Here is a 14,236-nt window from a genome sequence, read left to right as displayed (position 1 = left end):
GTGTGTTGTAATAATTTTTTTATTTAATATTCCATTTTAGAAACGCTATATTTCGAAGTTTCTGTTGATTATGGTTTTCCATAATGTCAGTAATTTTCCAAAGACAATGTGTTTTTTGATTCTTTTTAAATCGTTTAGCTGGTTTTGCATCAGGATAATTCCGTTAATTACCTCGATTTTTATTTGATCATTTTGGGAATGATATAGGTTGTCTAGCAACCAATTTGCTAGCTCTTGATTGAATTTGTCGTAAGTTCCGCTATAAGGTGTTGTTTTGGCAGTCGTATGGATGCGGCGGCAAGAAAGATATTCCTCTAAGATTTCCGGTGGAGTGACTTTATAAAAATTAAACCATAAATCAATGTCCATACAATAATGAAGGTCTTCCCTGACTTTTTGAGTGATGTCTTGCAATTTTTTATTCCAGAAGATCGATGGTTGCGCGATGCCTTTAGAGCGCCAAAACAGGAAGGTGTGCACATCAACTGATTTTGGAATTTCGCTTTTGGTGATTTTTTTTGAATGTTCATCAAGACGTAATGCGCCGCTAACTAACCAACAAATGTTATCAAGTTCCAAATGTGCCGAAATTCTGTGTAGAGCATTGGGCAAAAGTATATCGTCTGAGCAAAACCAGTTGAAAATATCGCCGTTGCAACGTTCAAAGCCTTTGTTTATCGCATGGCTTTGCCCTCTATCTTTTTCACTAACCCAGTAAGTCAACCAAGGTTCGTATTTTTTTATGATTTCAACGGAATCATCGGTACTGCCGCCGTCGATGATGACATATTCAAGATTTGGATAGTTTTGTAACAATACCGAGCGTATGGTTTCCTCAATGAATTCCCCCTGATTAAAAGAAGGTGTCACGATGCTGATTTTGGGCCACGGCTTGCCGTTCGGCATCAAAGGCGGCATTGTCGGCGTTTCTTCCGTCCATGGCCAACCCTTTTTTCCTTGTGTACTGGTAGGGAGTTCTTTTAATAAGCTCATTTGGCATTCCAATTTTGAGTACGGAAGTTCGCGTTTTCTAAATTATAAAAATAGACTTTTAAAAGAAAATAATTTAACAGTATTTTAAGGATTAAAATTAAATGTATGAATAATTGATTTAATTATATTTATTTGATTTGAATTCTCTGCTTGAATTAGGGATAAAGAAAATATCCATCTGCCAAAATGATTGGTCTTTTGGGCGATGCATCGGGTCGCAGATATCTATTGGCTGAAACCCTTTTTTCTTCATGTGGTCACATAACTCCCAAAATTGTAAACAATCTTGTGTGAGCTTAAAGTTGTAGGCCTCGATAATGACAAGTTTTGTGTTTTTTAGTGTTTCTTCCGCACCCCTTAAAATGGGTATTTCAAAGCCGTGAGTATCTAGTTTCATTAAGAAAGGAGGTTTTAGTCCTTTTTCTTTAACTTGGGCATCGATAGTTGTGACCTGTACAGTAATATCGCTTGTATGAATAACCTCATGTGAAGCTGTCCCACCAAAAGGGTCTTGTGCATCAAAATATAATTCGCCAACATAGTCACCTGCGGCAGCAAGAAGATACTCTACCTTGGGATTTTGTTTTTTAAATTCAACCAGCTTGCTTTCATGAAAGCTATTCGCTTCTATTAATAGATAAATAGCATCTGAAATGAATTCTTGAGCCATTTTTGACCAGCTGCCGGTCGATGCTCCAACATCTATTACTGTCTGAACAGATAAACCTTGCATAACTCTGCGAGACAATGCTGCTTTCATGGATGTATCGAGTTTGTTTTTACTTACGGTGCGGATCTCATAGCCAAGATGCCTTAGAACGTTATTGATATGTTTGCCTGCTAGCCGCTTTATATTCATGATTTTATGCAATGTATGCTTCGTGGATTTTCCAACCGGTTGACGACCAAACGCATTGCTTTACGGAATAAAAAACATGAAGAATCTGTATTGCGTAAGCAAACCAAGAAGGTAGAGCGTTTTTTGAGATTGATCTATTGCCGAGAATTTGGAATAGCATTGTCCGTACAGAATTCTCAAGATTCGAATAAGGATATGTTTTACCGCTACGCTTTAATATGTCCTCGGCCTCTTTTATATAAGTCTTCATCTGATTCGCGGTTTTCTGCTCGTCGTGTGAGCGGAAACCGGCAAGAGGGGTATTGACGACGTATAACTCACTGTGTTGAAAAAATTTCGACCACAGTTCAAAGTCTCCTGCCATTCTCAAATTAGAGTCTATTTGGCTTCCAGCCTTTTCCCAAAGCGACCTTCGCCAAAACGTTGATTCCTGTTGGATAAAGCCTCGATTGTATCGATTGGTACCGGCTAGGTATGCGCCTTTGAAAAATGCTTGGCGATTATAGCCATTACGGTGCCTGCAAAAGACCGCCCGGCCCGATTGATCCCAAAGGAGGCCATACCCCGTGGTAAGCCATTCTATTTCCGGAAATGTTGAAAATATTTCCGCTACAACAGATAAGGCCCAAGGTGTATATTTATCGTCGCTATTTATCCACGCCATGATTTCGCCGCTACTTTTGCTAAAGCCTTTGTTTATGGCATGGTATTGTCCGTTATCCGGTTCACTGATCCAATAGCTTAAATATTTATCGTATTTTTTGATAATATCCTGAGTGCCGTCCGAACTGTTACCATCAATAATAATATATTCTAGGTTATCGTAATTTTGGTTTATCACTGATTCAATGGTTTCTTCAATATATTTTCCTTGATTAAACGAAGGCGTAACGATGCTGATTTTCGGATGGCCTTTGTCAAGATCATCGCGGGTAATCGTGGTCGTGGTGGTGGTCGACATTTTATTCATATTGATTATTCAGACTTGCTTTTAATAAACAATTAGATCTTCGCACTTTTATTTAATACCTGCTCATATACGGCTTGATAAGCCTTAGCTATAACGGGATATGAAAATCGCTTAACGGCATCAGAGCGTGCCTGTGTTGATAATGTTTTTCTGCGATCAGTGTCTTTTAAAACCCAGCGTATACCGTTTGCCAGATCTTCGGTGTCAAAAGCTTTAGCCAGCCAACCATTTTTTTGGTGATTTACGATATCGGGTAAACCGCAAGTATCAAAACAAACAACAGGCGTTCCGCAAGCATTTGCTTCAATAGCAGTTGTTGGTAGATTATCTTGTCTTGAGGGGACAACCAAGGCGTCAGCCGCACTATATACAATTCTTAAGATTAGATCGTCATGAAGATGGCCTAGATAATGAATCGGAAAACCGACGTCTGGCGTTTCTTTTGGTCGATTTTCGCCAAATACCAATAATTGCAAACCCGGTATTTCACCCCTTAAATGCCTTAAGGCGTCGAATAATAAGTCCGCTCCTTTACGAAAATCACTCCCTCCCCCGATTGCTCCAAAAATAAGTACAGGGCCTACTTCGGGTAATCCTAACAGATCAAGAGCAATATTTCGTTCAATAGGCCGCCAAATATTTGTGTTTAAAGCATTGGGTATTACGCTAACCGGCCAGTCGTGCATTAAAACACTTTGCTTGACGCAGTCGGCTATCCATTGGCTTGGCGCGATAATGTGTAAAGGGCGTTTCCACGCTCTTAATTTCCTGCTCCAAGTCCAACGATTGAGGTCGAATCCAGATTCATGAGTTGGTCTATTTCCCCTGGAATAACCTTCCTGAAAACGAACGTCTTCAGTGTAATGTTCGGCACCACAAAATGCCCACATGTCGTGCAACGTCCAAACGATGGGTTTATTGATACGAGAGACATCTTCGATAGACAACATCTCGAAATTGATCCAGTGCAGATTGACGAAGTTGGCATCGGTTGCATTGATTAGTTCAGGCCATTTCGAAGGGAATAACGCTGGTGAATGCAGAATTGGGTTGCCGGTAATGAGCGATTTAGTCAGTTGCTTACTCAGGGCTAGACGCAGGCGAATAAAGGTGCCATGCCACCTCGATTGAGATAAGTAGACGCTATTATTTCTAGTCTGCGAGCGATTTACCCACATCACGGAGTCAATGCCTATTGATCTTAAAGCTTGATGAATGCGATAGGCCGCACGGGCTGCTCCTCCCTGGCTGTCTGAATGATTCAGATGGATGATTTTCAAGGTTTAACAGCCTCAATGTACATAGACTCCGCTCCTTTTCGGGGCGAACCATCGGGATTAACATCTAGCGGCATAAAAGGGAAGTCAGAAATATTAGATGTTGTGGCAGACATGCGTTGAACGTCGACAAAGCCAGCTTTCGACAGTAAGCAACCTATTGTGTAAAAGTCGTACATCCATGCATGTTTCTCCCCGATTTGAGTCCAACTTATGTTTTGATGTCTAAAAGCAGATGGAAGTAACGAAATGACGGCTCTAATATATTGCTGCTCAAGCTTGCTGAGGATTCTTTTAAATGGTGACCGATGAAGAGCCTTGGGGGGGACGGTATCATCTACAGTACGAAGTTTATGACCGGTGAGATGTTGAACGAACTCAATCAATTCGTCATATTCAGATGGTTTTGCTTGTAGCCTCTGATAATAAGCTCCAAGTTCACCGCCAGAGATTGTTCGAACACACTGATCTAACATTTCCAGCATCAGAAAGTCCGCTCGCTTCTGTTGCTGCTCATCAGAGCGGCGTAAGGTTAGATAAGTACTGCATAGCTCTTCCCAATCAGGTAGTACCAGACGCAAATACCCGCCAGATTTAATAATCCGAAAACATTCGTTTAAAAAACTGCGCACTAAATTCCTTGGAATGTGTTCGATAAAATTAGATGAATATACTAAATCAGCAAAACTGTCAGCGACAGGTAATGGTTTTAATAGATCGGCTTTTCTAACATATTTTGAATTAGGCGAATAATCGAAATTTATCCAATCCTTAATATAATTTTCTCCGCACGCAATATTGCACATTATCATAATTGATTAATAATTACATTTAGTATTTTTACTATTACTCTTTGGAAAAATCCGGGAAATTGTAATTTATAACTCTTTTCCAAAACCTTAGTAGAGGACCAAAAAAAATATGATTAGTTAATCTATTATGCTCGTCATTACTATATTTTGTTATCTCTAATAATAAATCAATTCTTTTTTGTCTGGCAATATTTCGAATTTCTTTTGGACCAAAAATCTCCATAGTAAAGTAAAACTCAAGATTAGCTATTTTTTTAAATTTATTGTCTTTTGAATTCCACACACCTTTGTCATGGATTCGATAAACGCTCATAACGTTATCCAAACCAATAGCTAAACCATTTTCACATGCTAATATCCAGTTTGGCCAATCACCTATTGGCATTAATTTAAACCAGTCTGGTGTAGGTGTAATTACGCTACGATAAATTAGTACAGAAGCAGTAGGTATAAAATTGATACCCATCAAATCTTCGATTGAGTAAGCATCCTTAAATTCGAAATCCGGATAAACATACTGATTTTCTTGTAAATTTTTAACTTCTAAAAAGGTTGCCCTATGAAAACAAAGGCTAGCGTTATCATTGGCTTGCAATGCTTTTAGTTGTATTTGAAGTTTTTGTGCTTCAATCCAATAATCATCTCCTTCACATAAAGCAATATATTCTCCTCTAGCTCTAGGAAAATTATAAGTCGGGTTCGGTCTATTTCCCTTGGAATACTGATTCTCAGTTTGATAAATCGGTTTAATCAATTTTGGATATTTCGCTTCATATTCTCGAATAATATCTGCCGTTCGGTCAGTCGAGGCATCGTCATGAATCAAGATCTCAAAGGGAAAGTCAGTTTCTTGAATTAAGAAACCTTCGAGCGCATCTTCGATATAAATCTCATGGTTATAAGTGATGCAACAAATACTCACAACCGGTTTATCCGGCTCTCCTTTCCATGTAGCCATGATTTCATCCTGGCTTCGAAGATTTTTCATTGATTGTTTTTCCTTCTAAATTTATATCTTTAAATTATGCTCTCATAGCGACAGCATAAAAAGAGGCATAATCTCTAATTTTAAGTCAATAGTGCTATCAAACATTGATAAAAAACTTATTCGGGTTGAAAACCATGTATTTATTTTTATAAATATCTTTGCAATGCTTTTTCTATTTTCCTGGCATTTTTTATATCTGTTCGACTCAAAGTAAACTCTTTAGTCCCTGGATATGCTGTACCTAATATTCCTAATTTTTGTATCAATTGATTATAGTAATATTCAGGATCGGCGCAGAATGCTTCATACTGAACAATTATCTTTCTACTTTCATCAACGGAATCTGCTCCCTTGTCGACAGCTTTATTGATGTAATGAACCTGGCCGCTCGCTTGTGTGATGGGGTCTAAATATTTTAACTGTTTATATTCAGGTATTTTGAATGAGTACCAAGCCGCCTCGCTGCCGAGTTGTCTCTTGCGAGCTTCCAAAACAGAGGCGACATTTGCAATGGGATCACGCTTGATCTGAACAAAGAGCACTTTTTCAAAAATGCTGTCCAGAAATGGAATGTTGTAATTGAATAGCATCCCCTTTGCAGCAAATGGCTTCTGGAAAACATCCATTATGCCGTTTAGTTCGGCTTTCATGGCCGTCACATCTAAACTTTGCCGTAATTCCTCATTCGTCCAAACATCTCGGCTCGGGTCGGAAAGAAAGCGCCGCCAGAAATACCAGAATTCATTGGGAGCAAGTACGCCCTGAGTTTTTCCGTTTTCTGATTTGTACTCAGACAGTTTAGTGAATTCTTCTAATTCGTCACGAAAATTAAAACGTGGGTCAGTCAGTAATAGTTGGATTTTTGCGCCGATAATAGGCGCTTGATAGAATCGCGATAGTAGATTAGTCGGGTAGGATGAAATACCAGTATTGGCAAGCCATTGCATGAAAAGAGTTGTGCCGCTACGTAGCGGCCCCATTACCAGAATCAAGGGGCGCTGCATCGCTTTTTCCTGGTACTGCGATACCAGCCGATACTCGGAGGGTTGCAGATCGGTATTGATTTGTGACAACAGGGCTTCCAGAGCCCCATTTCGGCGGAAATTTTGTTCGCGCTTCTCAGACAAGCCGATACTCCTCAAGCAGGCTTTGACATTGCTCCTGGTTGTTGTGCATCAAGACGTCAATGGCCGACAGATACGGCATGAATTCATCGCCGGATTGTCTGTATTTAATCGCTCCCGGCTCGATGAACGAAAGCCGGATGCCTGCCGCCTCGAAGCTGGCACGATCATACAAATCCCTGCCGCCTGGTACATTGACATAGCGCTCGGCTCCCAATTCCTTGCAGATCGCCAATACCTTGTCCTGACCGCGCAACGAATTATCCTTTTGTAAATCGGATGACAGATGCCAGCGTGGACGTAGATTCAGGTAGTCGCAAATGCGGCGAAGACCGAAATCCAGAAATACAGCCAGATTGGGTTCTTCAAAGCCCAGGATTTCTTCGAGTAGGGGAAACACTTCAGGATAAAACGGTGCACGGGCATAACTCTGCTGCAGAGTTTTCAATAGCTTTCCACGGTTTTCGCCCACGGGTATCTGGTTAATCGGCAGGTTTGGGCTGGCCCCCAGCAATTGTAGCGTGATGCGCGTTTTTTCACCTTGAGTCAGAATATAGTTGCGATTGATCCAGCCGCCTTTGATGAAATTTACATCGTCATACACCACAAAGGCATCGACGGCATGGATAAGCTGGAAATAGCCCAGGTAGGGGAAAAAGTAAGGCTGCATGATTGCTAATTTCATCAGGCTGATTCAAGATTGAGACTAATAATGTTGCAGACTAACCTTACTGATTCAACTGTCATTGCATTACCCGTCGGCAACACAATCACCCTATCCGCCACAAGCTGAGTATTCTGCAATAACAAACCCGCATGCGGAAACAACTCTTTAAACGGCTTCATATTATGACAGCCCGGCCAAAAATACCGCCGCGCCAGGACATTTTCGGCATGTAACGCCTTAACAATTTCATCACGGCTAACTGGACATACTTCACCGACTTCCATAACAACATACTGATAATTTTTACGTTCCCTTTCATCGAATGCAAACAGGCGCACCGGTAGATCAGCAAACTCCTGTTGATAAGCTAAATAATTCCGGCGATTAGCTTCTAACACAACGCCCAGATTATCAAGATTCACCAAGCCCATCGCTGCGCAAATTTCGGTCATTTTACCGTTGGTTCCCGGATGAATGACATTATCCATACCGGCAAATCCGAAGTTGCGCATCAACCGCATTTTTTCCGCCAATTCATCATCATTGGTCAATACCGCGCCGCCTTCAAAGGTATTGAAAAACTTGGTTGCGTGAAAACTCAATACTTCGCAGCGGCCAAAGTTGCCGATCATTTGTCCTTGGTAAGAACACCCAAAGGCGTGGGCGGCGTCAAACAGCAATTGCAAGCCGTATTCATCGGCTACGGCTTGCAAGTCATTCACCGGCGCGGCGTGCCCCCAAAGATGCACACCGATAATACCGGTGGTTTTCGGGGTGATCATTTTGCGAACCGCTTCGGGATCGAGACAATGCGTTACCGGGTCGATGTCAGCGAATACCGGCGTGATTTCCTGCCAGTGTAAGGCGTGGGCAGTTGCGATGAAGGTATAGGATGGTAAGATCACTTCACCGGTGAGTTCTAGCGCACGTATTGCAATTTCCAGCGCTATCGTGCCGTTACACATCGCGACGCAATGTTTGACCTGGTGATAATTGGCAATGCGTTGTTCGAGTTCTTGTACTAACGGGCCGTTGTTACTCAACCAGCGATTGTCAAAAATCTGATCGACATAACGCATGAATGCGGCTTTATCTCCCATGTTGGGACGACCGACATGTAACGGTTGCTGAAAGGCTGGCGCACCGCCATTGATGGCTAAATCGGATTTAGATTTCTTAAGTTGTATTTTATCCACAGGGCGTTACAAGGCAATTTTGTGTTGGTTGTTTCTATTGCTGGGTTTTTGGAAATGAGGAAGGTTTTTCTGTTGCCATTGCGGACGGATTTGAATAGGCGCCCATCCATGTACGCCATCAATGACTTGAAAATAAATCGCCGATTGATGACGAAATAATACTTGCCCGTTTTTACTTTCGGAAAGTGTTACTGTTATCGAATAAATGCCCTGCGAAAAATTAATAGATGGAATGACGATCTCAAGCGTGATTTTTCCGGAATGATTTTCTATTCTGAAATGACTATTTGAACTGTAAATTTCCGCAAAATTACGTTGTTCTTTATCATGGAAAGCGAAATATAAGTGTGGGTTTTTAATCGAATTGTCAACGTTTATTTCCAATATGATTTTTAATTCCGCTCCGTAACATATCGCTAACACTTCATTTACAGTACTTTGCTGCTTTCCAGATGCGAGTTTGATAGAACACAGTTTAGCTTGGCACGATCCAATAAAGTTGCCGGTTTCATTTTTCAAACTCGCGTAATAAGCGTTAACTCCCTGCATAACATCATTACCCAAAAATATCTCTTTCCCTTGTTTTATGAAAAGAATCTGATTACAAATTCTGGATACTTGAGACATGTTATGAGAGATGAATATCAATGCCGTATTCTCTAGCAATCGATCAATACGATTGAAGCATTTGAGAACAAAGCTGATATCACCAACCGCCAATACTTCATCGATCAATAAAACATCCGGTTCCATCTGCACCGCAATCGCAAATCCCAACCTGACATACATCCCGCTCGAATAATGCTTAACGGGCATGTCGATGAATTCTTCCAGTTCCGCAAACGTGATAATTTCGTCGAATTTCTTGTCAATCTCACGTTTACTCATGCCAAGAATAGCGCCGTTCACATAAACATTCTCTCGACCGGTTAACATAGGGTGAAATCCCGCGCCGACTTCGATCAACGCGCCGACTTTGCCTTTGATCGTTATTTTGCCTTTATCGGGCATGAAGATGCCGTTGAGCATTTTCAATAATGTACTTTTGCCGGCGCCGTTGCGGCCGATAATACCTAAGCATTCGCCTCGTTTGACTTCAAATGAAACATCGTCCACCGCCCAGAATTCGTCTTTGCGTAAGTGTTCGGATGTATCGGGCAAATGCAGCAAGTCGCGGCTGATGTCTTCGATGCCGTACAGCATAGACCGTTTCAGCGAGCGGCAGAATTTTTTGCTGACGTTTTCGACTTTGATGAGTACGTCGTCGGAGTTTGGCATAGTTGATCAGATTAGCTTATTGCTGTTATTTGTTTGCAGTGCATAATCGATTACACGTCGGCTCAACCATACACCATGGGACTGCATTTTACTTATAGCTTCGGGTATGGATATCGGAAAACCCGATGCGGATGCTTTGAGTAAAATCCCAATAGATCCTGTTAGAGTCAGGCCGCACAAGCGAGCGACTCTTCTTCCTGCCGTTTCGTCGATTACGACGAGATCGATAGATTCTTGCAAGGCGGTTTGAATAACTGATGCTTCGCCGCGGTCAAGTGTATTATTCAGATAAGGCGTTATCACAGTTGGGGTAGTTTTAATCTCTAGCCATGTCGAACGTTCGAAAACGTCGACGCCGAAACAGGTTTGTCCTCCGGATCTGATTTCGGTAGCTACTTCGTAAGGAATAACCACGCGCGAATAGAGATGCCGGAGCATCTCGAGACTGCCGGTCGCGGCCGTCAAAGCAATCAGTGGTGTCGTATTGGTGACTATCGTTTTGGCATTTTCATGCATTGTTTATATCGCTTTGTAGTTCATCGGTATCGAGATCAATTATGGCGACGTTGTAGCGGTGCAGTTCCGCCAAAAAAGGTACACGCTCCATGTCCGCGAGTGCAGCCGCCATGCCCGATGATAGTCGTTTCATTTCGAATAATTTTACGGCCATGGCAATTTTGGCTTCACGGGCAAATTGTTCGGGTGAACATTGAATCGCATCAGGCAGATTGGGTGGCACATTGACGTGGATTTGCATGGCTTTTCTCCGTTCTTAGATTTAACGTTTTTAGTTGCTATTAATTTAAATATCGCCGTTGACAACGATACTCTCTCGACCGACTCACATGACATGAAATCTAGCACCGACCTTGCCTTTGATGCTGATTTTACCTTTGTCCGGCAGGATGATGCCGTTGAGCATTTTTAATAGCATACTTTTTCCTGCGCCGTTGCGGCCTATTATCCCTAAGCGTTCGCCGCGTTTGACTTCGAACGAGGCATCGTTGTCCGCCCGGAATTCGTCTTAGCGTAAGTGTTCGGATTTTTCGGGCAAGTGTAGCAAGTCGCGGCTGATGTCTTCGATGCCGTAAAGCATAGACCGTTTCAGCGAGCGGCAGATTTTTTGCTGACGTTTTCGACTTTGATTAATACGTCGTCTGAATTTGACATTACAAAGCAGGTTTAAGAAATAAAAAAGTTGGTGCTTCGGAAACGACTTTTGCTTACTCGCATGTTTTGTTTATCTTGACCTCGGATTAGGTCAACGATCGAAAATGGAGGTCGCATAGTGTAAAGCATCATGCCGCAGCCGTTGTGGTTGGAGGATAGTGCTCGATCGTATTCCGATAAAGGTCGATAACTGGAAAACACAGATCATAATCTCCCCAAATTAATTCACCGTATTCCACTCTAAAATCTGCAAAATGGCTCGGTTCCAAATAGGCGCGAATGCCGGGGTGATGCGAGCGGGCAAGAAATGATTTGAAATCGATTTCTTGACTGGTGTTATCGTCAAAAATGAGCCGAATCGATATTCTCCGGTTTGCGTTGCGGAGATTATATTAATGGGGGTGTCTTTCATTTGAGTCTCCGAGTGATACGTTCAGAGGTATATTCTGGTTCCCACGGTCCTCCGTGGGAACCCATACCTTGGCTGCCGAGGCAAGATAGGTATGCAATCCCACGCTGGAGCGTTGGGAACGAGGAAAAGCTCCTGAAAAAATCGCATTTCATTAGGTCCAAGTGGTGCGCGTCCAGTAACAGCGGTATAGCTGATTTCGTGAACAACGCCATTGATCAATACGATTTCAGCTCTTGATTCGCGTCCCTGACATTTTCCGTGAATATGGGATAGGTTCATGTTCGTTTGCATAAAACATCACGATTAATCCGAAATACTTGTATAGTTTTGGCATGGTTTAGTTGAAATGTTTATTTTAGCCATATTGCTCATTCCGAGAATGGCGCCGTTGACGTAGAGATTCTCTCGACCGGTTAACATGGGGTGAAATCCGGCGCCGTTGCGGTCAATGATGCCGACTTTGTCACCTTGTTGAATTTCGAAGTTGAGATCTTTTAAGGCCCAAAATTCCTCTAATTCAGTGTCTTCGGTATTGGCTTGTAATGGATGCATCAGGCGTCTGGCGACGGATTTAACGCCATGCCCAATGCTATCGCGCAAGGTGCTGTATCTGTAGCGCGCCTGTTTTTCGTGGCCGATCAGGTATTTTTTACCAAGGTTTTCGACTTTAATAACGGTGGTCATAACTGGGTAGGATGTACTGAGCGATAGCGATGCGCATCGGTCGCGAACGATGCGGTTCGTCCCTCACCGCATCCTACAAACGCGATGCCTTACAGCATGGGCCGTTTCAGTGAGCGGCAGAATTTTTGCTGACGTGTTCAATTTTGATGCGTACTTTGTCGGAGTTGGGCATTTAAATTCTTTTCGCTGTTCGGGTTTTGTGAAAGGTTAATGGCTAGTCTTAAGGTTTAAATAAATTTTCCAGATTATCCTCAAACAAAATTCGCTCAACCCATCGATCTAACTGCGACTTATCGGCTTGATTAATTTTATCTGTAACCCAATCAGGGATTTCTTTGTATTTGAGTTGAATTTGCCTGCGCAAAGTTTGGGCTTCGCCTCGGGTCTCACCTCGGGTCTCACCTCGGGCTTCAGCGTAGCGTTCTATAGCAGTGACATAAGGCATGTGTTCCTCCTGTTCCATCGCTTCGATGGCTTGATATAACTGTTCTTCGAGTACTTTAGGTAATTGTAGCATCCAGTCGATATAGCGAAATAGCTCTAAAATATCTTGGCGTTCGTAACGGCGTTGATACAGCATGCGGATTAAACGGAATTTACTGTCTTTTCGGGTCAGATCATCTTTGGCCGTGGCATGGGCGATCAATTGCGCCATAATCACGATGGCAAAGGGATTGGGATTTTTTTCCAGTTCGTCCAGTTTATTGCTCCATTGCTGTAAATAGACCGTCGGAAAGCGAAAGTCTAATTCCGTTTGCCAGAAATGCTGTTGATAATGGCCAAGCTTTTCGGTTTGGCGCTGATTTGTCAGTACCGCAAAGCTGGCAATGGCTTGTTCTGGATAACTATCGACCAGGCGATAGTAGTAGCGAAACATCCGACGGTTGAATTGTGGGTCGGCTTTGCCTTGAATTTCGATATGAATCAATACCCATAGGGTGTTGTGATTCAGGGTATAGACTTTGACTAGTTTGTCGGTGTAGCCGCGTCCCGATTCGGCATCTCTGACAACTTGTTGCAGCTCTTTGTCGAGAAATTCATGGGGTTGTTGCCAGTCTATTTGTGGACTCACTTGCGGAAACAGTAACGCCATAAATTGTGGAAAATACTGTTCTAAGGCTTCTTTCCACGGCGAGTCGTAGTCAGTGGTGCTGTTCGTGTTATCCATGACATTTTTTCTAAATCGTAAAAAGTAAGACGGTCAGCATCGATGAACTCAAATCTATCATTGTTTTGTCTGGTTGTTCCGCATTAAATGGTGTCGGCAAACTGTTTTTCAGTTTTCGAATAGTAGTTTAGTCCTAGCAAAAACAGGAGTAGCGAAACGCCAATCGATACATATAACCCTTGTAAATACAACGCGCTTTGTTCGCCGACGACCATCCAGCGAAAGCCGTCGATGACGCCGACCATGGGGTTGAGCGAATAGAGCAAGCGCCATTCGTCGGGAATAATGTGACTGCTGAAACCCACCGGCGAAATATACAGCCCCATTTGCACGATAAACGGGACAATATAGCGAAAATCGCGGTATTTGACATTGAGCGCGGCAATCCAATAACCCAATCCGAGCGAGGTCAATCCAGCTTACAACAAAAACAAGGGCAACATGGCGGTAAAGACCATGATCGCATAAGGCGCTTGGCCTTCGGTCGGCAGTTTAGCGAATTTGCCGAACACGAGCGTAAAAATAATCATGGTCAGCAACGGGCGTATAACCGCCCAAGCGGCGCCGATAACGGTTTGTTTGTAGCGAACTTAAAAGCCCCGCCAAGCCAGAAAATAGAATAGGTCGCGATATTCCCA

General features: G+C 42.6%; 15 protein-coding genes and 1 pseudogene. All 16 read right to left on the bottom strand.

Features of this window, described 5'->3' with window-relative positions:
- Positions 1–45: 45 nt before the first annotated feature.
- Positions 46–993 (bottom strand): glycosyltransferase family 2 protein, encoded by a 948-nt coding sequence (locus WJM45_RS03545; protein WP_341327607.1) that lies wholly within the window; start codon positions 991–993, stop codon positions 46–48.
- A gap of 118 nt (positions 994–1,111) precedes the next feature.
- Positions 1,112–1,753 (bottom strand): FkbM family methyltransferase, encoded by a 642-nt coding sequence (locus WJM45_RS03540; protein WP_341327606.1) that lies wholly within the window; start codon positions 1,751–1,753, stop codon positions 1,112–1,114.
- A 103-nt stretch (positions 1,754–1,856) separates the two neighbouring features.
- On the bottom strand, positions 1,857–2,822 hold the full coding sequence (locus WJM45_RS03535; RefSeq protein ID WP_341327605.1) for a glycosyltransferase family 2 protein: 966 nt from the start codon (positions 2,820–2,822) through the stop codon (positions 1,857–1,859).
- A gap of 32 nt (positions 2,823–2,854) precedes the next feature.
- Positions 2,855–4,102 (bottom strand): glycosyltransferase family 4 protein, encoded by a 1,248-nt coding sequence (locus tag WJM45_RS03530; RefSeq protein ID WP_341327604.1) that lies wholly within the window; start codon positions 4,100–4,102, stop codon positions 2,855–2,857.
- On the bottom strand, positions 4,099–4,905 hold the full coding sequence (locus WJM45_RS03525; protein WP_341327603.1) for a methyltransferase domain-containing protein: 807 nt from the start codon (positions 4,903–4,905) through the stop codon (positions 4,099–4,101). The genes WJM45_RS03530 and WJM45_RS03525 overlap by 4 nt, the downstream gene beginning before the upstream one ends.
- A gap of 40 nt (positions 4,906–4,945) precedes the next feature.
- Positions 4,946–5,899 (bottom strand): glycosyltransferase, encoded by a 954-nt coding sequence (locus WJM45_RS03520; protein ID WP_341327602.1) that lies wholly within the window; start codon positions 5,897–5,899, stop codon positions 4,946–4,948.
- A 146-nt stretch (positions 5,900–6,045) separates the two neighbouring features.
- Positions 6,046–7,026 (bottom strand): sulfotransferase, encoded by a 981-nt coding sequence (locus tag WJM45_RS03515; protein ID WP_341327601.1) that lies wholly within the window; start codon positions 7,024–7,026, stop codon positions 6,046–6,048.
- Positions 7,019–7,708 carry a WbqC family protein gene (locus WJM45_RS03510; protein ID WP_341327600.1) on the bottom strand — a complete coding sequence of 230 codons (690 nt, stop codon included), beginning with the start codon at positions 7,706–7,708 and terminating at the stop codon, positions 7,019–7,021. Before WJM45_RS03510 ends, WJM45_RS03515 begins: the two co-directional genes overlap by 8 nt.
- The gene (locus WJM45_RS03505; RefSeq protein ID WP_341327599.1) at positions 7,708–8,886 is read right to left on the bottom strand and encodes a DegT/DnrJ/EryC1/StrS family aminotransferase; all 1,179 of its coding nucleotides are present in this window, start codon (positions 8,884–8,886) and stop codon (positions 7,708–7,710) included. Before WJM45_RS03505 ends, WJM45_RS03510 begins: the two co-directional genes overlap by 1 nt.
- A 6-nt stretch (positions 8,887–8,892) precedes the next feature.
- Positions 8,893–10,164, bottom strand: a complete 1,272-nt coding sequence (locus WJM45_RS03500) for an ABC transporter ATP-binding protein (RefSeq protein ID WP_341327598.1) — start codon at positions 10,162–10,164, stop codon at positions 8,893–8,895.
- A 6-nt stretch (positions 10,165–10,170) separates the two neighbouring features.
- Positions 10,171–10,680: a DUF3368 domain-containing protein gene (locus tag WJM45_RS03495; protein ID WP_341327597.1), complete on the bottom strand. Its 510-nt coding sequence runs from the start codon at positions 10,678–10,680 to the stop codon at positions 10,171–10,173.
- Positions 10,673–10,921, bottom strand: a complete 249-nt coding sequence (locus WJM45_RS03490) for a UPF0175 family protein (RefSeq protein ID WP_341327596.1) — start codon at positions 10,919–10,921, stop codon at positions 10,673–10,675. The genes WJM45_RS03495 and WJM45_RS03490 overlap by 8 nt, the downstream gene beginning before the upstream one ends.
- Before the next feature lie 84 nt (positions 10,922–11,005).
- Positions 11,006–11,158, bottom strand: a pseudogene (locus WJM45_RS03485) (ATP-binding cassette domain-containing protein); the annotation flags it as partial.
- A gap of 891 nt (positions 11,159–12,049) precedes the next feature.
- Positions 12,050–12,430 carry a hypothetical protein gene (locus tag WJM45_RS03480; protein ID WP_341327595.1) on the bottom strand — a complete coding sequence of 127 codons (381 nt, stop codon included), beginning with the start codon at positions 12,428–12,430 and terminating at the stop codon, positions 12,050–12,052.
- A 220-nt stretch (positions 12,431–12,650) separates the two neighbouring features.
- Positions 12,651–13,598, bottom strand: coding sequence for a cytosolic protein (locus tag WJM45_RS03475; RefSeq protein WP_341327594.1), 948 nt, complete (start codon positions 13,596–13,598; stop codon positions 12,651–12,653).
- Between the two features lie 83 nt (positions 13,599–13,681).
- Complete coding sequence (locus tag WJM45_RS03470; RefSeq protein ID WP_341327593.1) at positions 13,682–14,011, bottom strand: ABC transporter permease; 330 nt, start codon at positions 14,009–14,011, stop codon at positions 13,682–13,684.
- Positions 14,012–14,236: the final 225 nt, after the last annotated feature.

This window comes from Methylotuvimicrobium sp. KM2 (genome assembly GCF_038051925.1).
In the GTDB taxonomy this organism is placed as follows: Bacteria; Pseudomonadota; Gammaproteobacteria; order Methylococcales; family Methylomonadaceae; genus Methylotuvimicrobium.
This window is presented reverse-complemented; position numbering and strand designations above follow the sequence as displayed.